Consider the following 23771-nt stretch of genomic DNA (forward strand, 5'->3'; position numbering starts at 1 on the left):
CCGCAGGCGTGAGCGGGAGGTGGTCGAGGACGGTGACAGCCGCGGGCACCATGTGCGCCGGCAGTCGCCCGCCAAGGAACTCGATGAGGTCGGCCGGTGTCGCCGATTCGGCCACGGTCCCGCGGTCACCCGAGGTCACGACGTAGGCGGCGAGTGCGGTCGCGACCGATCCGCCGACCCCGATCACGACGGCGGCGTCGACGGCGGGATGCGCCGTCAGTGCCGTCTCGATCTCGCCGAGTTCGATGCGCAGGCCACGCAACTTGATCTGGTCGTCGCTGCGTCCGACGTACTCGATCACCAGCCGTCCGGTGTCGAACGAGCCGGAGTCGGAGGGTCCGGATGAGGCGGCGACCCACCGGACGACGTCGCCGGTGCGATACATCCGCTCGCCCGGCGCGTACGGGTCGGCGACGAACCGTTCGGCGGTCAGCCCCGGGCGTCGCAGATAGCCACGGGCGAGCGGGGTTCCGGTCACGTACAACTCGCCGGGCACACCGACCGGGACCGGATGCAGGCGCTCGTCGAGTACCAGGAGTCCGGCGCCGGCGATGGGTCCGCCGATGTGGACCGGTGCCGTGGGATCGAGTGCGGTGCTGATGGCCACCGCCACCGATGCCTCGGTCGGCCCGTACGCGTTGTGGAAGGCCACCCGGTCCGACCAGCCCGCCACGAGCGCCTTCGAGACCGCCTCGCCACCAGCGATCAGGACGCGCAGATCCGGCAGGTCGGCGGCGGGATCGACGGTCGCGAGGACCGCCGGGGTCAGGAACACGTGCGAGAGGTGTTGCGCGCGAAGGAACGCCGTCAACTCCGCGCCGCCGAGCACGTCGTCGGGTCGATAGACCAGAGTCGCACCCGCGACCGACGCGAGCAGCCATTCCAGCACGGAGGCGTCGAAACTGGCCGACGCGAAGCCCAGCACCCGGTCGCCGGCGGTGACGCCGAAACGCTCGACCTCGGCGACGGCGAAGTTGTGCGCACCGCGGTAGGTGACCGATACGCCCTTGGGCACGCCGGTCGATCCAGAGGTGTAGATGACGTAGGCGACGGAGTCGAGGTTGTTCGATCCAACGGGAACGTCGTGACCCGTGTCCGGTTCGCCCGTCCCTGGTTCGACAGTCCCGTGTTCGCGCGAGCCTGCGACGAGGTCGTCGACGGTCAGCCAGTCGAGTCCGCCCGGTGCGGGGAGTTCCTCGCCGGGAGAGCAGATGCCCACGCGCACGCCAGAATCGGTGATCATGTGCGCGATGCGGTCGGCCGGGTATCCGGGGTCGATGGACAGGTAGGCGGCACCGAGTCGGGTGATCGCCCAGAGAGTTGCCAGACGGTCGACGCGGCGCCCGAGCGCCACAGCGACGATCGTGTCGGTCCCGATGCCGCGCGCACGCAGTCCGCGGGCGATCGCGGCCGAGCGGGTGTCGAGGTCACGGTAGGTCAGCGATCGGCCGTCGGCGTCGGTCACCGCGGGGGTGTCCGGGTGCGCGGCGGCCACCTCGGCGAAGACCTCACGCAGATGCCGTGGCGTGGCGGCCGCGCCGCCGCTGACCGGGGTCAGCGACCGGCGGGTCTCGACGGGTACCAATTGCAGGTCTCCGCAGGCGATGTCGGGCGCACTCGCGATCGTTACGAGGATCGTGCGCACCGCGGCGGCGAATCGTTCGATCTGCGCGGCATCGAAGACGGCGGGCAGGTACTTGAGCGTGATCGCCACACCCTCTGCCGACGGTGTCGCCGACAGATTGAGCGGATAGTGCGTCGAGTCGCCGGCGTCGATGCCGAGGATCTGCAGACCGCCGGTCAGGGCGGCGTCGGCGGTCGACAGCGACTCGCTGGCGACCGGGAACGACTCGTACACGGTCAGCGTGTCGAACAGCACCGGGAGCCCGGTGGTCGCGGTGATCTCCGGGAGGCCGAGGTGCTGGTGATCGAGCACGGCGATCTTGTCCTGCTGCAGGCGCCGCAGCACCTCGGCCGCCGACGAGCCGGGATCGACGTCGACGACGACGGGCAGCGTGTTGATGAACAGCCCCACCATCGATTCGACGCCGTCGAGATCGGCGGGCCGACCGGACACGGTTTCACCGAATCCGACGACCCGGTTGCCGGTCAGGCGCGAGAGCAGCACCGACCACGCGAACTGCAGCACCGTGCTCACCGTGACGCCGAGGTCGCGGGCGAGTGTGTCGAGCGCGGTGGACAATTCGGCGCCGAGACGTTCGGTGTGATCGCGTGGCGGGGTGGAGATGTCGTCGTCGCTCTGCGGTGCCACCAGCGTCGGCTCGGTGAGCGGGGCGAGCACCCGGCGCCAGGTGCCCAGACCTGTCGAGTCGTCGCGCGCGGCGAGCCGGCGGACGTGCGTACCGAAGTCGGCCGACACCGAGCCACTGGTCGGTTCGGCATCCGAATCCCGGTGCGCGAGCGCGGAGGTGAACGTGCCGCGTCCGGCGTAGAGCGCGAGGAGGTCGGCCAGGACGAGCGGCCCCGACCAGCCGTCGAGCAGGATGTGGTGGTTGGTGACGATCAGCGACGCCGTCTCGCCGTGCCGGATCAGCACGAACCGGATCAACGGTGGTGCGTCGAGGTCGAACGGCGCGAACTTCTCGGCCGCGGCGATCTCGGAGACGGAACCGGCGACCTCGTGCGACCTTCCGTCCAGATCGAGTTCACGCCAGGGGATATCGACGGCCTCGGGAACGACTGCGACGACCGCACCGGCATCGGTGCGGACATATCCACTGCGCAGCACCCGATGGTGCGCCAGCAGCGCGGCGGCCGCGGCATGCAACCGTTCCGCGTCGATCTCGCCGCCGAGTTCGAGAACCGCCTGTGTCACATAGACATCGACGCCGTCGCCCCCGGTCGCCATCTCCGACTGGAAGTACAGGCCCTGTTGCAGCGGCGTGAGCGGCCACACGTCGGCGCCGGGGAAACGCACGGCGAGCGTGTCGAGTTCGTCCTGGCTGATGGTGGTGCTGGGAATGTCGGACGGGCTCGCTCCGATCGGTGCACCGCCCGCCACGACCCCGGTGAGCGTCCGCAGTTCGGCGCTGAAACGCGTTCCGAGATCGGCGACGTCGTCGGCGGTGAACAGCGCCGACGGGTAGGTCAGCGAGGTGACCAGTTCCCTTCCGCGCGTGCCGGTCCGGGTGGCCACGGTGACACTGAGTGCGTTGAGCGCCACCATCGCACCGGTCGCCGACGCGGCGAATCCGGGTGCGTCCCCGGCCGGGGTGAACGGGATCTCCTGCGGCGCTTCGGCATCGGTGCGGGCCGTGCCGGCGCCGAAGAAGTTGAATCCGATACTCGGCAGCGGGCGGGTGGTGAGCTCACTGCGGGGATCGGCGTTCGCGTACCGCAACAGCCCGAAGCCGACGCCCGCGTCGGGGAGCGACAGGCGTTCTTCCTTGGCCGCCTTGACCGCGTGGATCGCGTCGACCGACGGGTCGAGGCGCACGGGCGCGATCGTCGTGAACCATCCGACGGTGCGTGACAGGTCGCTGTCGTACGGGTGCGGCCCCGAGGCGACGATGTCCTCGTTGCGTCCGTGACCCTCCACGAGCACCGACACCGGGCCACGGTCGTCGATGCCGCGTGCGTGCTGCCATCCGCGCACGGCGCGGGCGAGCGCACCGAGCAGGACGTCGCCCGCGCCCCCACCGAAGGCCTGCGGCACGGAGGTCAGGACGGCCTCCGAGGTCGACGGGTCGAGGATCTCGGTGACCGACACCTCGGTGGCGAACCGGTCGCGGCCGGCCACGACCTCGGCGCCGAGATCGGTGGCGCGGGCCGGCAGCCGATCGAGCCAGTAGCCCTCTTCCGACATGCGGCGTTCGGCTTGGGCGGCAACCGCATCCGCCCAAGTGCGTGCCGAGGTGACCTCCGGTCGCAGGGCGAGCCCGATGTCGCCGGACTGGGCCTGTCCCCAGGCGGTGACGAGATCTTCCAGCAGGATCGGCCACGACACCGCATCGACGCCGAGATGATGGATCACCAGGACGAGGCGGCCCGCTCCGGCCGGGTCGACGACGAGTTCGGCGGCGACGAGTGCACCGGTGTTGGGGTCGAGGCGCGCTGATGCGTCGGCGAACGCGGTGTGCAGATCGGCGGTGAATCCGTCGGTGCCGACCGCCGAGCCGGATCGCCGGGCGCCGACCGCGGCTGCGATGTCGACGTCCGCACCGGCGGTGAGCGTCCAGCCGTCGTCGGTGGGCACCAGTGAGGCCGCGAGCATCGGGTGGGTGTCCACCACCCGCGCGAGCAGAGCCGCGACCGACGACGCGGTGGCGTCGGCGGGCAGGTACAGCACCCGCGACTGCGAGAAGTCACGGAAATCCGAAGGCTGCGTGGAATGTTCGATCATCCACGACACCACCGCCGGTGGTGTGACGGGGCCGCGGGCACCGGTCTCGGGCAGCATCGGCAGCGTGGTCGCGCTGTCGAGCGCGGCGCGCGCCATCGCGCGCACGGAGCGGTGCTCGAAGATGTCGCGTGGCGAGAGCGACAAGCCCGTCGCGCGGACCGCCGACGCGAGCCGGATCGACATGATCGAGTCGCCGCCGAGGGTGAAGAACGAGTCGGTGACCGACACCCGCGGCAGTCCGAGGAGACCGGCGACGATCGCGGCGAGGGTTTCCTCGACCGCATTCGCCGGCGCCACGTACTGTGCTGTCGCGAAATCGAAATCGGGTGCGGGCAGGGCCTTGCGGTCGAGCTTTCCTGCGCTGCCCAGCACGACGTCGTCGAGCGGCATCCACACCGTGGGTCGCATGTACTCGGGCAGTGCGGCGGCCACGGCGGCGCGAGCGGCATCGAGATCCACCGTCGACGGCGACACGTATGCCACCAGATGTGCGCCGCCGGTGTCGGATTCGGCGACGGTGGCCGCGGTGTGGACCACCCCGGGCACCGTCGCGATGACCGATTCGATCTCGCCGAGTTCAATGCGCTGGCCCCGCAACTTCACCTGGAAGTCGGTGCGGCCCAGGTATTCGATCTCCCCGGAGGTGTTCCAGCGCACCAGGTCTCCGGTGCGGTACACGCGGGCGCCGGGCGCCCCGAAGGGGTCGGCGACGAAGCGTTCGGCGGTCAGCGCGGGAGCTCCGGCATAGCCGCGGGCGACCTGGGTGCCGCCGAGATACAGCTCGCCGGGCACGCCGACGGGTACCGGGCGCAGCCGGGCGTCGAGCACGAGTGTGGTGGTGTTCCACACCGGCACCCCGATGGGCACGATCCGATCGGCGTGGGTGACATCGGCGTAGGCCACCTCGACGGCGGCCTCCGTCGGGCCGAACAGGTTGACGATCGCGACGTCGGGCAGCAACTGATGGGCTCGTACGGTCACCGCGGGCGGCAGTGCCTCACCGGAGGCGAACAGCCAGCGCAGCGAGGTCAGCTCCGAGAACTGTTCGGACGGAACCACATCGAGGAACACCGCGAGCATCGACGGCACGAAGTGCACCGAGGTTGCGCGCGTCGCAGCGATCAGATCGGCGATGTAGAGAGGATCGGCGTGACCGCCGGCGTCGGCGATCACCATCTGCGCGCCGGCGATGACCGGTCCGAACAGCTCCGGCACCGAGACGTCGAAGGTGTACGGGGTTTTCTGGATGATGCGGTCGCCGACGGTCCACGGATATTCCGACAAGCCCCAACGCAGCCGGTTGAGCACCGACGCGTGGGAGACGGTGACGCCCTTGGGACGTCCGGTGGAGCCGGAGGTGAACAGTGTGTAGAGCGCATCGTCACCGCGGATCGGGCGGAGTCGCTCGGCATCGGTGAACGGTGCGGTCGACTCGTCGACCGCGACGGTGGTGTCCACCACCATCGACGTGACGACACCGGCGAGGGCGTCGAGATCGGCGGCCACCGGACGCGGGCCGGTGAGCAGCACACGGACACCGGCGGTGTCGACCATGTGGCGCAGACGTTCGGCCGGCGCGGCGGTGTCGATCGGTACGTACTGGCCGCCGGCGGCGACGACGGCGTGGATCGCGACGACCATCTCGATCGAACGATCGATGCACACACCGACCGCCACCTCGGGTCCCACGTCCGCTGCGCGCAGGGTCCGTGCCAGCGACGCCACCCGCGCGCCGAACTCGCCGAAGGTCACCGTTCGGTCGCGCAGCGACAGCGCCACGTCGTCGGGCGCGGCACTCACGCGCGCGGCGACCGCATCGGCGACCGAGCCGGCCGGGATGAGCACCGACGCACCGGTCGCCCGCTGCAGCAGCGCGTCGGTCTCGGCGGCGGACAGGATCGGGGCGTCGGCGACGGCGACGGCAGGGTCGGCGGTCAGCGAGTCCAGCAGCGCGACAAAGGCGTCGAGCATTGCGTCGATGCGCGCGTTGTCGAAGAGATCACGGGCGAAGACGGCTTCGATCGGCCAGTCGACGCCCTCGTCAGCCACCGAGACGCCCACGGTCAGATCGAGTTTGGCCGGGGGATCGGCCGGGCTGACCGGGGTGATGGTCAGGTCGGCGATGCCGGTCGCGGTCGGTGCGGCCGCGAACTCGGGCAGCGTCGACTGATCGAGTGTCAGCATGACCTGTGCGAGCGGCGCGAAGGCTTCCGAGCGGACGGGGTTGACCGCGTCGACGATCATCTCGAACGGCACGTCGGCATGGGCGAACGCCTCGAGGTCGGATTCGCGGACCTGATCGAGCAACTCGGCGAAGGCCATGTCGGGTGTCACCCGCGCCCGGAGCACCAGCGTGTTGACGAACATGCCGACGAGCGGGTCGAGTGCACGCTGGCCGCGGCCGGCGATCGGTGTGGCGACGGTGATGTCGTCACCGGCCGACAACCGCGACAACAACACCGAGAGTGCGGCGTGGACCACCATGAACGGGGTGAGTCCACGTTCGGCGGCGATGGCCCGGATCCGGTCCCCGACCGCCGCGGGCACCGCACCGGTGACACGTCCGCCACGTTGGGTGGCCGCCATCGGGCGGGGGCGATCGGCGGGCAGGTCGATGACGTCGGGGACGTCGGCCAGGGCGTCGGTCCAGTAGGCGAGTTGACGGGCGACCACCGACGACGGATCGTTGCGGTCGCCGAGTTCGCGATGCTGCCACAGGGCGTAATCGGCGAACTGCACCTCCAGCGGCCCGAAATCCGGTGCGCCACCGCCGCTGCGGGCCAGATATGCCGTCATGAGGTCACCGACCAGCGGCTGCATCGACTCGCCGTCGGCGGCGATGTGATGCACGACGAGCGCCACGACGTGCTCGTCGTCGCCGGTGCGCAGTATCCGGGCACGGATCGGGAGTTCGGCCGCCACGTCGAAGCCGGTGGTGACCGCGGCCTCGATGTCGTCGACGGAATCGACCACCGCCCAGTCCACTTCGTCGTCGATCGCGGCAACGGGGTGGATGAGCGCCGAGGCACTCTCGCCGTCGGCGACGAAGGTGGTGCGCAGCACCTCGTGGCGGGTGACCACATCAGCCAGCGCCGCACGCAATGCCGCGACGTCGAGCCGGCCGGTCACCCGGAACACGGCCGGGATGTTGTAGGTGGGCAGCGACGGATCGAACTGGTTGATGAACCACATCCGCTGCTGTGCGAACGAGAGCGGGATGCGTTCGGGGCGTGGGACGGTCGCGGTCACCGGCGGCAGACCCGACGCCCGGCCGGCCACCGCGGCGGCGAGGGTGCGCACCGTCGGTGTGTCGAACAGATCGCGGATCGAGGTCTCGACCCCCAGTGCTTCACCGACCCGGGCGACCAGCCGTGCCGCCGACAACGAATTCCCGCCGAGGTCGAAGAAGGACTCGACGACGCTGATCTCGTCGATCCCGAGGATCTCGGCGAAGACGTCGGCGACAGCACGCTCCGCCGCGGATGCCGGTGCGACGATCTCGACCGCCTCGATCACCGGCTCAGGTAGCGCGGCCTTGTCCAGTTTGCCGACCGGCGTCAGCGGGAGTGCCTCGAGGAAGGCGATTGTGGCAGGCACCATGTGCGCCGGAAGTGACTGCGCGACATGTGTTTTCAGATCGGCCACACTCACGGACCCGGGGTCGGCGACGACGTAGCCGGCCAGTGCGGTGGCCACCGAACCACCGACGCCGACGACGACCGCCGAATGCACCGCGGCGTGCGTGGAGAGCGCCGACTCGATCTCGCCCAGCTCGATGCGCAGCCCGCGCAGTTTGACCTGATCGTCGCTGCGCCCGGAGTATTCGAGCACCGGTGCGCCGGTGGCGTCGGCCCGCCAGCGCACGACATCGCCGGTGCGGTACATCCGATCACCCGGCCGCCCATGCGGATTGGCAACGAAGCGGTCGGCGGTCAGGCCCGGACGGTCGAGGTAGCCGCGGGAGAGCGGAAGTCCGCAGACGTACAGTTCGCCCGACACACCGAGCGGCGCCGGGCGCAGGTGGGCGTCGAGCACCATCAGTCCGACCCCGGCGAGCGGGCCGCCGAGGGTGACCGGTTCACCGACCGACATCGGCGCGCTGATGGTCACGCCGATGGTGGTTTCGGTGGGCCCGTACAGATTCTGGATACGACGCAGCGGCGCCCACGCATCCTTCAACGCCGTCGGGACCGCCTCGCCGCCGGCGTAGACCACGCGCAACGCGGGCACCGAGTGCGGGTCGACGGTGGCGAGCACCGTCGGGGTGAGGAAGGTGTGCGTGATGGCCTGACGCATCAGGAGATCCTGCAGCGCCGGACCGCCGACGGCCTCGGCCGGACGGTAGATGAGCACACCACCGGATACCGCGGCCAACAGATATTCGAGCACCGAGGCATCGAAGCTCGGGGAGGCGAATCCCAGCACCCGCGAGTACTCGTCGGCATTCGACCGGCGGATCTCCTCCGCGGCGAAATTCGCGAGACCCGAATGGGTCACCGCGACACCCTTGGGCCTGCCGGTGGAGCCGGAGGTGTAGATGACGTAGGCGACGTTGTCGACCCGGACCTCACCGAGCAACTCCGCGGCCGTGACCGCGGCACCGTCAGCGGCCGCGATCTCCTCGGCGACCGCCGGGTCGTCGAGGCGGACCCAGTCGAATGCCGCACCGGGCAGCACATCGGTGGCGCCCGCGGTGAGGCCGAGGATCGCACCGGAGTCCTCCACCATGTTCGCGACGCGCTCGGCGGGATAGTCCGGGTCGATCGGCACGTAGCCGCCGCCGGTCTTGGCCACCGCCCAGATCGAGACGAGCAGATCCACCGAGCGCCCGATCGCCAGTGCCACGAGTTTCTCGGGTCCGATGCCACGGTCGATCAGCCAGCGCGCCAGCCGGTTCGAACGCTCGTCGAGTTCCCGGTAGGTCAACGAGGCGTTGTCGGCGTCGACCACTGCCTGACGTGGCCCCCAGGTCACGGCGGCATCGATGACGATGTCGCGCAGAAGTTTCGGTGCGGTACCCGCTCCCCCGGTCACCACGGCGTCGGAGTCGGCGATCGCCACCGGTTCGGGTGCGGACACACGCGCCGCCTCGGCAGTCCGGGCCAGCTCGGCCACCGACGGTTCGCGGCCGACCGCGATGCGACCGACAGGTGCGGCGGGATCACTCAGCGCCTCGTCGAGGACGTCGACGAGACGCCCGGTGAACGCGGAGACCGTCGACTCGTCGAACAGATCGGTGGCGTAGAGCACCGAGCCCGGCCAGTCGGACCCTGCCGTATCCCCTGCTGTCGGGGAGACGCTCACCAGGAGATCCACCCGGGCGGGGACGACGTCGGTGGCAATCGGTTCGACACGCAGACCGGCGATCTCACCGACAGACAGGTCGGCGCCCGCCAATTCCGGCAGGGCGGTCTGATCGAAGGTGAACCACACCTGGGTGAACGGCGCGAACGCCTCGGACCGCACCGCGTCGGAGGCGTCGACGACCGCCTCGAACGGGGCGTCGGCGTGCGCGAAGGCCTCCAGATCCGTGTCCTTGATCGCGGCCAGCAGGTCGGCGAATCCGTGGTCGGCGTCGACCCGCGTGCGCAGCACCAAGGTGTTGACGAACATGCCGACGAGCGGATCGAGCACGGCCTGTCCGCGTCCGGCGATCGGGGTGCCGATGGCGATGTCGTCGCTGCCCGAGAGGCGGGACAACAACAACGACAGGGCGGCGTGGACCACCATGAACGGCGTGGTGCCGTACTCGACGGCGGCCGCGCGGACCTTGTCTCCGGTCGCGGCCGGCAGTGTGAACGGCACCCGCGCACCGCGGCCGCTCGCACGGGGCGGGCGGGGCCGATCGGTGGGGATGTCGAGGACGTCGGACAGTCCGGAGAGCTTGTCCCGCCAGTACGCGATCTGTTGCCCGACAACAGATTCGGGATCATCCGGCGATCCCAGCACGTCGTGCTGCCAGAGCGCGACATCGGCGAACTGCACCTCGAGGTCGGCGAACTGCGGATCGGTGTCCGCGGTCTCGGCGAGGTATGCGGTCACCAGATCGGAGACCAGCGGGGCCACCGACTCGCCGTCGGAGGCGATGTGATGGGTGACGACGGCGAGGACGTGCTCGTCGGCACCAATCCGTGCGACGCGCACCCGGATCGGCCACTGCGTGGCGACGTCGAAGCCCTCGGCCACCGCGGCCTGGACATCGGCGACCGAATCAACTTCTGCCCAGTCGAGTTTGGCCGCGACGGCGGACGGACGGCCGATCTTCTGGTACGGCACACCGGATTCGGCCGGGAAGGTGGTTCGCAGCACCTCGTGACGGGTGACCACGTCGACGACGGCGGCATGCAGCGCATCTACGTCGAGCAGACCGGTCAAGCGCAACACGATCGGGATGTTGTACGCCGCAGAGGTCGTGTCGAGTTGATTGACATACCACATGCGCTGCTGCGCGAATGCCAGCGGAATCCGTTCCGGGCGAGGCGATACCGCGGTGATCGGCGGGCGAGTGTCACCGTTGCCCGCGGTGGCCGCGACGAGCGCGCGCACCGAGGGCGCATCGAAGAGATCGCGGACACCGACGTCGGCGCCCAATGCGTCGGCGGCCCGGGCTGCCAGGCGCATCGCCGACAGCGAGTTGCCGCCGAGGTCGAAGAAACTGTCGGTGACACTGATCTGCTCGACACCGAGGATGTCGGCGAACACCTCGGCGACGCGGGTCTCCGCCTCACCGACGGGTGCCACGTAGTCACCGGCCTCGAATACCGGTTCCGGCAGGGCTCGCCGGTCGATCTTGCCTGCGGTGTTGAGCGCGATGTCGGCGACCGGCATCCACACGGACGGCCGCATGTACTCCGGGAGCGACTCGGTGACCACTGCGCGTACCGCATCGAGGTCGACGGTCTCCCCGGGGGCGGCGGAGACATAGCCGACGAGATGCTCACCACCGCCGGGTGCGGACGCGACGGTCGCGGCCGCATGGACCACACCCGAGGCCGAGGCGATCACCGATTCGATCTCGCCGAGCTCGATGCGCTGCCCGCGGAGCTTCACCTGGAAGTCGGTGCGGCCCAGGTACTCCAACACTCCATCCGGACGGCGTCGCACCAGGTCACCGGTGCGATAGAGACGGGCTCCCGGCGCGCCGTACGGGTCCGCGACGAAGCGTTCGGCAGACAGATCCGGCCGCGCCGCATACCCGCGCGCGAGTTGCACGCCACCGAGATACAGCTCGCCGGGCACACCGTCGGGTACACGGTGCAACCGCGAGTCGAGCACCACCGCGGACGAATTCCACACCGGCACACCGATCGGGACGGTCGGGTCGTCGGCGGCCACGTCACCGATCTGCTCGTAGGTGATCTCGACGGCGGCCTCGGTGGGACCGTACAGGTTGAAGAACAACGCCTCGCGCCACAGTGCACGAGCCTGCGCCGCGACGGCCGGCGGCAGGGCCTCACCGGTCGCCGAGACGATCCGCACCGAATCGAGGCCGGCGAGCCGCTCCGCGCGGTGTGGGCCGGAGCCGAGGATCTCGAGGAACACCGAGAGCATCGACGGCACGAAGTGCACCATGGTGGCGCGGGTGCGGCGGATCTCGTCGGCCACGTAGCCGGGGTCGAGATGCCCGCCGTCGGCCAGCACGACCAGGGTGGCACCGATCATCAACGGCGCGAACAGTTCCGGGACCGAGCAGTCGAAGGTGTACGGCGTCTTCTGCAGCACGACGTCACCGGCGTCGATTGGGAGGGTGTCCAAGCCCCACCACAACCGGTTGAGCACCGCGGTGTGCGAGAGCGTGACCCCCTTGGGGCGTCCGGTGGAGCCGGAGGTGAACAGGGTGTAGGCGGCGGCGTCACCGAGCAGTACCGTCGGGCGGTCGGCGTCGGTGACCGGTTGCGCCGCTGCCGAGTTCACGTCGACGGCGGTGCTCGAGTCGACCCGGAGGATGCGGACACCGGCGTCGACCGCGGCTCCGACCGCCGCCGCTGCGGCTCCGGTGTCGGCGACGAGCAGGGCTGCGGCACCGGCGGTGTCGAGCATGTACCGCACCCGATCGGCGGGCGCGTTGACATCGATCGGCACGTACTGTCCACCGGCGGTCACCACCGCGTGGATGGCCACCATCATCTCCACCGAACGCGGGATGCACAGCCCCACAGCCACATCCGGACCGACTCCGGTCGCGATCAGCTCACGCGCGAGCGTGTTGACGCGCGCACCGAACTCGGCGTAGGTGACCTCGCGCTCACCGAAGACCAGGGCGCGGGCGGCCGGGGTTCGGTTCACCTGTGCGGCAAGGGCGTCGGGCACGGTTGCCGGCGCCGGCAGGTCGACTCGCGCCCCCCATTCGCCGTCGGCGATCCGGGCGGTCTGCGCGGGGTCGAGCAGCGAGGCGTCCCCGACGGCCACGGACGGCGTGGTGCAGAGTTGCTGCAACAGTGCGATGAACCGCGCCGCGAGCGCGTCAACCCTCGACTCGTCGAACAGGTCGGTCGCATACGTGACCGACAGACCCCACTCCTGCCCATCCGGACGGGAGGCGACGGTGACGTAGAGATCGGTCTGGGCCGCCACGCTCACGTCGTCGACGGCAGTGACCGTCAGACCACCCGCATCACCGAGCGCGTCGATGGCCGAGGCGGCTGGATCGAACGAGAAGATGACCTGTGTCAGCGGCGAGAAGGCCTCGGAACGCACCGGATTCAGCTCGTCGACCAAGGTCTCGAACGGGATGTCGGCGTGCGCGAAGGCATCGAGGTCGGTGGTGCGCACCGTCGCGAGCAGGTCGTCGAAGCCCTGTGCGGGATCGATGCGGGTGCGCAGGACCAGCGTGTTGACGAACATGCCGACCAGTGGGTCGAGCACCGCTTGACCACGTCCCGCGATCGGCGTGCCGACCGCGATGTCATCGGTTCCCGACAGTCGCGAGAGCAACACCGCCAGCGCGGCGTGCACCACCATGAACGGCGTGACCCCGTGACGTTGTGCGACCGCGGAGATCGCGGTGCCCAGTTCGGCGGGCATCGGGTGTGCCACGTGGCCGCCGCGCCCGGAGGCGACCGCCGGTCGTGGCCGGTCGGCGGGAAGCTCGAGAACGTCCGGCAGCCCGGCGAGTTGGTCGGCCCAGTAGGCCAACTGTCGTCCGACCACCGACTCCGGGTCGTCGGTGGAACCGAGCACGGTGTGCTGCCAGAGCGCGAAATCGGCGAACTGGATCTGCAGCGGCGCGAATTCGGGTTCGGAGTGCGCCGAGCGTGCGACGTACGCGGTCACCAGGTCGGAGACGAAGGGTGCCAACGATTCTCCGTCGGCACCGATGTGGTGGAAGACGATCGCGAGGATGTGTTCGGTTGCCGAGACGGGCCACAACCGCACCCGGATCGGCCAGTCGACGGTGACGTCGAAGCCCGCGGTGACCGCAGCCGCGACGCTTTCCTGCGAGTTCACCACCTGCCAGTCGAGACGGTCGGCCACCGAGTCGGCCGGATCGATCTGCTGTGCGGGTACTCCGTCGACATCGGGGAATCGCGTGTGCAGCACCTCATGTCGGGTGACCACATCCACGATTGCCGCGTGCAGCGCCGCCGCATCGAGATCGCCGGACAGCCGCAGGACCGCCGGGATGTTGTGCATCGCGGTCCCCGGGTCGAATCGGTTGATGAACCAGATCCGTTGCTGCGCAAAGGACAGCGGGACCATTTCTGGCCGTGGAGTGACCGCGGTGACCGGCGGAAGACCCGCGGATCGACCCGAGATCAGTTGCACGAGTTCGCGAACCGACGGGGCGTCGAAGATGTCGCGGACCGAGATCTCCACGTCCATGGCCTGCCCGACCCGCGCGGCCAGACGGGTAGCCGAGAGCGAGTTGCCACCGAGATCGAAGAATCCGGTGGTCACCCCGATCTCGTCGACGCCCAGGATCTCCGCGAACACCGCGGCGACGCGAGCCTCGTCGGCCGTCGCAGGCGCCACCATCGTCTGCTCCGGCGCGAGTTCGTCGGGCCGGGGAAGTGCGCGGCGGTCGAGTTTACCGGCCGAGTTGAGTACGACGCGCTCGAGCGGAACCCAGAGAGACGGACGCATGTACGCCGGCAACGCATTCCGGACCGCCGCGGCGACCGCCTCGAGATCCACCGACTCGGGCGCGAGATAAGCGACCAACTGCTGCTCGCCGGCGTTCTCGACCACCGTGGCCGCTGTGTGTACCACGCCGGGAACCGCGGCGATGACCGCTTCGATCTCGCCGAGTTCGAGGCGCTGGCCACGGAGCTTGACCTGGAAGTCGGTGCGCCCCAGATAGTCGATCTCCCCTCGGGTATTCCATCGGACGAGGTCGCCGGTCCGGTACAGCCTGCTTCCCGGCACACCAAGAGGATCGGCAACGAAACGTTCGGCGGTGAGGTCGGGACGCGCAGCGTATCCGCGGGCGACCTGGATCCCGCCGAGATAGAGTTCACCGGGCAGCCCCGGGGGCAGTGGCCGCAGCCGTGCGTCGAGCACGTGAGCGGTGGTATTCCACACCGGGGAGCCGATGGGTACGGTCTGTTCTTTCGGCGTCACCTCGTGCGCGGTCACGTCCACCGCAGCCTCGGTCGGACCGTAGAGGTTGTGCACCGCGACGCCTGGGAGCAGCCGGAGCAGGGAGTGTGCGGTCGCGCCCGCAAGCGCCTCTCCGGACGTGAAAACGGCACGAAGCGAAGTCAACTCCACAATGTCCTCGCCCAGGACATCGATGAACGCCGACAACATCGACGGCACGAAGTGCATGACCGTGGCTCGATGGCGGCGCACCATGTCGGCCACATGCCGCGGATCCCCATGGCGTCCGGCCTCGGCCAGCACCATGGTCGCGCCGGTCAGTGCCGGCAGGAACAACTCCCACACCGACACGTCAAAGGTGTTGGGGGTCTTGTGAATCACCACATCACGGTGGTCGACATCGTAGGCGGCTGCCATCCAGTCCAGACGGTTGAGGATGGCCCGATGATCGACGGTGACCCCCTTGGGTCGACCGGTGGAGCCCGATGTGAACAGTGTGTATGCGGCATTGTCAGCTCGCAACGAACCGAGACGCTCCGAGTCGTTGACCGGGGGCGTCGAGGTGTCGATCGGATCGAGCGCGTCGACGGTGATGACCGAGGCCAGGCCGCCGAGACGCTGCGCTGCGAGCACTTCTGCTGCGCCCGATTTTTCCGACGCCACCAGCGCCACGTCCAACCCGGCGGTCTCGACCATGTAGCGCACGCGTTCGTCCGGGGCATCGGGATCGATCGGTACGTAGTGTCCGCCGGCGGCGACGACGGCGTGAATCGCAATCACCATCTCGGCACTCCGGGGCAGGCACACGGCAACAGGTGTGTCGGGTCCGACACCGTGGGCGATCAGGCGTCGGGCCAGAGCCCAGACCCGAGAGCCGAACTCGGCGTTGGAGATCTTCCGGTCACCCTCGACGATCGCGACCCTATCCGGATACGCCGACAGCATGTCGGCCACCCGTCCCGCGAGGTCGGTTCCGCTGCCGGAAACCCCGGTTGCCGTGACCATCGAACCGCAGGCCCAACCACGGACCTCGCGACGGCGATCCTCACTCATGATCGGGATGTCGGCGAGCAACGCATCCGGCTGATCGACCACGGTTCCGAGGATCTCGCGTACCGTTTCGGCGAACACCTCGACCTGCGCGGCGTCGAAAGCCGTCGGAAGGTAGGAGAGCCGTATCCGCATCCGTTCGCCGTCGGGCATGGTGGCGAGATTGAGCGGATAGTGCGTCGAGTCGCGGCTGTCGATGGCCCGCAGATCCAGCCCGCCGGTGGCCGAGCCACGCGATGTCGACTCCAGGGACGCGGTGTCGATCGGATAGGACTCGTGCACGGTGAGGGTGTCGAACAAGGCACCCGACACCCCGGTGAGGGCAACGAGATCGGGCAACCCCAGGTGCTGATGATCGAGCACGGAGACCTTCGCAGCCTGCAGCCGCGACAAGGCGTCACCGATGGTGGCATCGGGATCGACGTCGACAACGGCGGGCAGCGTGTTGATGAACAAGCCGACCATCGTCTCCACACCGTCGAGATCGGCCGGACGACCCGAGACCGTCTCACCGAAGGTGACCACGCGTTGCCCGGTCAGGCGCGACAGCAGTACCGCCCAGGCGAATTGCATGACGGTGGAGATCGTCACGCCGCGCGAGCGGGCGAGATCCTCGAGTGCGGTGGTGGTGTGGTCGTCCAGCGTGACCGAATGTGTGTGCGGTGCAGCCGCAGCGGTCGCCTCGATACCCGGGGCCACCAGGGTGGCGCCCTCCACCGGTGCGAGTACCGAACGCCAGGCTTCGAGTCCCTCCCCGACGTCGGCGCGGGCCACACGCATCAGGTGTGTCGCGAAATCGGCTTCGCCGCTGCGTGTTCGACCGGTGTACGAGGTTCCGGTGGCGTACAGCGCAAGTAGGTCGGCCAGGACCAGTGGGCCCGACCAGCCATCGAGAAGCAGGTGATGGTTGGTGATGATCACCTCGGCGCCATCGCGGTGACGGACGACCGTGAAGCGCACCAGAGGCGGCGACGAGAGGTCGAACCGGGCGATGCGTTCGGCGTCCGCGAGCGCGCGCACCTCGGCGGCCACGCCGTCGGCGGAACCGTCGAGATCGACGACGTGCCAAGGAACCTCGACCGTCGCCGGGACGACCGCCACCACCGCACCACTCGCAGTGCGGACATAACCGCTGCGCAACACGCGATGTTCGTCGAACAGGCGTTGCGCCGCCCGGCGGAGCCGCTCGAGGTCGACCGCGCCGAGCGACACCACGGCCTGGGTGACGTAGACATCGATGGTGTCGGCTCCGCTGCCGGCACGCTCGGACTCGAAGTACAGCCCTCGTTGGAGGGGCGTCAGCGGCCACACGTCAGCACCGGGGTACTGATGCGCCAGGGCGTCGAGATCGTGCTGGGTGACCCCGGATCCGGGGACGTCCGACGGGCTGTGACCCAGATCGTCACCGCGGGTGACCGTCTCGACCAGCGCGGCGAGCTCGGAGCGCCACCGCCCGGCGAGGTCGTCGATGTCGGCGGCGTCGAACATGCCCGCCGGGAACGCGATGTCGGCGACCAGGTTCCGGCCCTGCGGCGTCGACTCCGTCCCCACGTTGACGGTGAGTGCGTTGAGCACCACCATCGCCCCCGATGCCGACGATCCCAGCCCGCGCACGTCCGCGGTGGGCGCGAATGGTGCGGCCGTGCCGGCAGAGTCGTCGGCGCGGCCGCCGGCGCCGAAGTAGTTGAAGCCGATCGCCGGCAGCGGCCGACGAGCGAGCTCGGTGTCGGTTCGGGTGCCGTGGGGCCCATACCGCAACCAGCCGAATCCGGCTCCCGAATCCGGTTGTCCGAGACGCTCTTCCTTCGCCGCCTTCACTGCGTGCACGACGTCGTCGGCGGGATCGAGTGCCAGCGGGGAGATCGTGGTGAACCAGCCGACGGTCCGTGACAGGTCCGCGCGGCGTGGGTCGGCACCGGAGGCCACCAGTTCTTCCTGACGTCCGTGGCCCTCGACGAGAACGGTGACCGGCTGCTCGTCGAGGATCTCGCGTGCCACCTGCCATGAGCGCACCGCACGTGCGAGCGCACCGAGCAGGACGTCGTTGACGTTGCCCCGCAACGCCGCAGGGACGTCGGTCACGAGTGGCTCGGTGAGCGAGGCGTCGACGGCCATGGTGACCGACACGGTGGTTTGAGCCCGGTCACGCGAACGGTCGATGCTCGCGCCGAGCGGCGTGGTCGCCCGTCCGAGACGTTGCAGCCAGTGGTCGAGTTCGTGGGTGCGGTCGGCCGATGACTGCGCCAGACGGTAGTACCACCCGCGTTCGGAGGTGGCCTCGGCGCGCAGTTCGACGGGCCGCCGGCCGGCGCGCTGGGACCAGGCGGTGACCAGATCTTCGATCAGGATCGGCCACGAGACGGCGTCGACCGAAAGGTGGTGCAGCACCAGCACGATGCGGGCATTGCCGTCACGATCGTGGACCAGTCGGGCGGCCAGCGTGACACCGGCACCCGGATCCAGGGACGCCGACGCACTCGCGTGTGCCTCGCGGAGCGCGGTCGCGTACTCGTCGCTGCCGACGGTCGAGGGCACCGAGGTCTCGGTGACCGTCGTGCGCAAGTCCACGTCGACGCCGACCGTCATCCGCGCACCGCCGTCGACGACGTCGAGGCGCGTCGCCAGCGCCGGGTGGACGGCCAGGAGTTCGGCGAGGAGTTCAGCCAGGTCGTCGACGGTCAGGCCGGCAGGCGCGGCGAGCACCATCGACTGAGAGAAATCGGCGAAATCGTCAGGGGTGTCGGACAGTTCGAGCATCCATGACACGACCGGCGGGATCGGCACCTCGCCGCGATTGCCACCGGCGGGGTCGGTGAGGTCGGGCAGGGCGGTCCGCTGCGCCGACAGGGCCCGGGCCATCGCGCGCACGGTTCGATGCTCGAAGATGTCGCGTGGGCTCAACGTCAGCCCACCGGCGCGTGCCGCCGAGGCGAGCTGGATCGACATGATCGAGTCGCCGCCGAGGGCGAAGAACGACTCGGTCGCGCTTATTCGTTCGACACCGAGCAGTGCCCCGATGACGGCGGCGAGTTGCTCCTCGACCGGCCCTTCGGGTGCGACGTACTCGTTCTCGGTGCCACCGAAGTCCGGGGTGGGCAGGGCCCGACGGTCGAGCTTGCCCGCGCTGTTGAGGGCGAGTTCGTCGACGGTCATCCAGACCGTGGGCCGCATGTATTCCGGTAGCGCCGCAGCTATGCGCGCACGCACGTCACCGACATCCACCGAGGCCGGCGACAGATAGGCCACCAGGTGTTGCGCACCGGTCGGCGCGACGGCCACCGCAGCCGCAGCATGCACGACACCGGGAGCCGACACGAGGACCGACTCGATCTCGCCGAGCTCGATGCGTTGCCCGCGCAACTTCACCTGGAAGTCGGTGCGGCCGAGGTACTCGATCGCACCGGAGGCGTTGCGGCGCACGAGATCACCCGTGCGATACAGCCGTGCACCCGCGGCACCGTAGGGGTCGGCGACAAAGCGTTCGGCGGTGAGCACCGCGGCACGTGCGTAGCCGTCGGCGATCTGCACGCCACCGAGATACAGCTCGCCCGGGACGCCGGCCGGCACCGGACGCAGACGTGCGTCGAGCACCAGGGCAGTGGTGTTCGGCACGGGTGTGCCGATGGTGATGACATCGGGCGCCGCGGTGACGTCGGCCCCGGTCACCTCGACCGCGGCTTCGGTCGGGCCGAACAGATTGTGGATCTCCACCCACGGCATGGCCCGGTGCAACCGCGCCACGGTCGCGGCGGGCAGCGCCTCACCGGAGGCGAACACCCAACGCAGACTGGTCAATCGGGCCAGTTGGGATTGCTCGACGACGTCGAGGAACACCGACAGCATCGACGGCACGAAGTGCACGGAGGTCACCGCAACCGACTCGATCAGATCCGCGATGTAAACGGGGTCGGCGTGTCCGCCCGGCTCGGCCACGACCACCGTCGCCCCGGACATCAACGGCGCGAACAGCTCCGGCACCGAGACGTCGAAGGTGTAGGGCGTCTTCTGGAGGATTCGATCGCCTGCCGACCACGCGAAGGCGTCGAGCCCCCAGCGCAGTCGGTTGTACACCGCACGATGCGAGACGGTCACGCCCTTGGGACGCCCGGTCGATCCGGAGGTGAACAGGGTGTAGAGGGCGTCGTCGGTGCGCAGGGGGCGCAGTCGCTCGGCGTCGGTGATCGGTGTGAAGGTCGCGTCCGGATCCAGCATGGTGGCCGTGTCGACGACGATCGTCGACACCTCGTCGCCGAGCGCACCGACCGCGGGCGGAACCTGCGCTCCGACGAGAATCAATGCTACACGGGCCGTGTCGACCATACTGGCGACCCGCTCCGCAGGGGCTGCGGTGTCGATCGGCACGTACTGTGCACCTGCGGCGACGACCGCGTGGATGGCGACGAGCATCTCGACCGACCGGTCGATGGCAATGCCCACCGCCACACCCGGTCCGACGCCGGTGGCGATGAGCCGGCGAGCCAGCTCGCTGACCCGAATCCCGAACTCGCCGTAGGTCGTCGACCGATCCGCCATCTGCACCGCGACCGCAGTGGGGGTGGCGAGGATCTGGGTGACGATCGCATCGGCGACGGTCTGGGCCTCGTACGCCACAACCGGGCCCGCCGAGAGTGCCAGCGCGTGGGCCACCTCGTCGCCGCCGATCCAGTCGGCATCGGCGATGGGCAGCGACGGATCAGCGGTCAGGGCATCGAGGAGGCGGACGAACCGCTCGGCGAAGACGACCATCGTGGCCTCGTCGAACAGATCGGTGGCATAGATCAGCGTGCCCGCCCAGGATCGCCCGGGCTCGTCGGTGGACAACCCGACGGTGAGGTCCAGCTTGGCCGGAACCTCCTCGGGAACAACAGATTCCACCCGGAGATCGGCGGTCCCGGCGACCGATGCTGCGGCGAGTTCGGGGACCGCTCCCCCGTCGAGGGTCACCATCACCTGGGCCAGCGGCGCGAACGCTTCCGACCGGGTCGGGGCGAGCGCTTCGACGACCGCCTCGAAGGGCACGTCGGCATGGGCGAAGGCGTCGAGGTCGGTACCGCGCACCTGCTCGAGGAGATCGGCCAAAGCGGTGTGCACGTCCACCCGGGTGCGCAGGACAAGGGTGTTGACGAACATCCCGACGAGATCGTCGAGCAGACGGTCACCGCGACCGGCGATGGGAGTGGCCACCGCGATGTCGTCGGTCGCGGTCAGTCGCGCCATGAGTGCGGCAAGAGCGGAGTGCACGACCATGAACGCGGTGGAGTTGTGACGCTGCGCGACTGCGGCGATCCGTTCGGCCACCGGCGCCGGGACCTCGAAGCCCAGGCGTGCGCCACGCTGGCTCGCGATCGCCGGACGCGCACGATCGGCGGGTAGGTCGAGTACCTCGGGTAGACCCGCGAGGTGCTCGGACCAGTAGGCCAGTTGGCGTCCGAGTACCGAATCGGGGTCGTCGACCGCACCCAACGCATCGCGTTGCCAGAGGGCGACGTCGGCGAACTGCACCGGCAGCGCGGGACGTGTCCCGACGGCGGAGCCGTCCCCGTTGATCGAGTAGGCCGCGATCAGGTCACCGAGCAAGGGCGACAACGATTCCCCGTCGGCGGCGATGTGGTGGAGGACCAGTGCCATGAGGTGTTCGCCGGGGCCGGTGGCGGCGATCCGCACCCGGATCGGCCACTGCCGGGTCACGTCGAACCCGGACCGCACCGCGTCCTCGAGGTCCGCTGCCGTGCCGACCACGGCGAAATCGAGGGTGTGTTCCACCGACTCCGGCGGGTGGATGATCTGTTCCGGCGCTCCCCCCGAGACGGACTCGAAGGTGGTGCGCAGGATCTCGTGGCGGATCACGACATCGACGACGGCTACGCGCAGCGCCGTGACGTCGAGCGGGCCGGAGAGACGTAGCACGACCGGGATGTTGTAGGCGGGTGAGGTGACGTCGAACTGGTTGATGAACCAGATGCGCTGCTGTGCGAACGACAGCGGGATCACTTCCGGGCGGGGTGTCACCGGGCGGAGCTTCGACAGACCGGCCGGCCGATCACTGAGCGCCGCAACGAGATCACCGAGGACGGGGGTGTCGAAGACGTCGCGGACCGACACCTCGACCCCGAGTGCCTCACCGAGGCGCGCGGCCACCCGCATCGCTGCCAGTGAATTGCCGCCGACGTCGAAGAAGGAGTCGGCCAGGCCGACGCGCTCGACGCCGAGGACATCGGCGAATACCTGCGCCGCGACCATCTCGCGGTCAGAGGTGGGTGCGACGTACTCGGCGGTCTGCGCCTGGGGCTGCGGCAGCGCGCGACGATCGACCTTGCCCGCACTGCCGAGCGGCATCTGTTCGAGCACCATCCAGGTGGTGGGCCGCATGTACTCGGGCAGGGCGGCGCGTACCGCGGACTGCGCGGCGGCGAGGTCGGCGTTGCGGGGTGCGAGATAGGCGACGAGTTGTTCCCCCGCTGCGGTGTGCGCCACCGTGACGGCAGCGTGCACAACGCCCGGTACGCCAACGAGGACGGCCTCGATCTCGCCGAGTTCGAGGCGCTGACCGCGCAGCTTGACCTGGAAGTCGGTGCGGCCCAGGTATTCGAGTTCGCCATCGGCGTTCCACACCACCCGGTCACCGGTGCGGTACAGACGGGCACCGGCTGGTCCGAACGGGTCGGCGACAAAACGTTCCGCGCTCAACTCGGGGCGTCCGGCATATCCCCGGGCCACCTGCACCCCACCGAGATACAACTCCCCGACCACCTTCGGCGGTACCGGGTGGAGTCGATCGTCGAGCACGTGGGTGGTGGTTCCGGCGACGGGGCGGCCGATGGGGATCACGGTGTCGGTCAACCGAACCCGATGTTCGGTGACGTCGACGGCAGCCTCGGTGGGCCCGTAGAGGTTGTGGAGTTCGACTCGGTCGAGCAGGGTCAGCAGGGTGTGGGCGGACGCCGCGCCGAGGGCCTCACCCGAGGTGAAGACCAGCCGCAGCGACGTCAGGTATCCGACGCGGGTGCCGAGGGCATCGAGGAACGCCGACAACATCGACGGGACGAAGTGGGTGACGGTGACGGCGTGCTCGGTGATGAGCGCCGCGAGGTGGTCGGCGTCGCCGTGTCGGCCCGGCTCGGCGAGCACCAATGGCGCCCCGCGGAGCAACGGCCACACCAATTCCCATACCGACACGTCGAAGGTGTATGGCGTCTTCTGCAGCACTACGTCGGCGGCGGTCAACCGGTACAGGTCCTGCATCCACTCGAGTCGATTGGCGATCGCGTCGTGGGACACCGTCACACCCTTGGGGGTGCCGGTGGAGCCGGAGGTGAAGAGAGTGTAGGCGGCGTTGGTGCCGCGCAGCGGGGCACGACGCTCGTGATCGGCGATCGCGGAATAGTCGTCACCACAGTCGGATTCGGCGTCGACAACAAGGATTGTCAGGCCGAGATCCGGAGCGGCGGCGGTCAGGGTGGTGGTCGTGGCCGAGACCAGAGCGACGGTGATGGCAGCGGAGTGGACCATCGCGGTGATCCGCGCGGCCGGTGCCTCGACATCGATCGGTACATACTGTCCACCTGCCGCGAGGACGGCGTGCACGGCGATCATCATCTCCGCCGAGCGTGGAATACTCACCGCCACAGCGGTATCCGGTCCGACGCCCTCATCGATGAGGCGGAGGGCGAGATCTCGGACACGGGCACCGAACTCACCGTAGGTCAGGTGCCGCGCTCGACTGATGAGAGCCACGGCGTCGGGGGCTCGGCGTACGGTCTCGCCGATCTGTGTCGGGATCGTCTTGTACACCGGCGCCGTTGGTGCGCCGACGGACCAG

The 23771-nt window shown here is 69.4% G+C and carries 1 protein-coding gene (only partly in view); it reads right to left on the minus strand.

The whole window is internal to a non-ribosomal peptide synthase/polyketide synthase gene (locus tag AC5ZH6_RS19330; protein WP_496167688.1) on the minus strand: the coding sequence, 40251 nt in all, runs 1841 nt past the left edge and 14639 nt past the right edge, and what appears here is coding positions 14640-38410 (codon 4880, partial, through codon 12804, partial); reading right to left, the first codon wholly in view occupies positions 23768-23770. Both codon boundaries (start and stop) fall beyond the window edges.

The sequence above is a fragment of the Gordonia sp. YC-XJ4 genome (genome assembly GCF_059511865.1).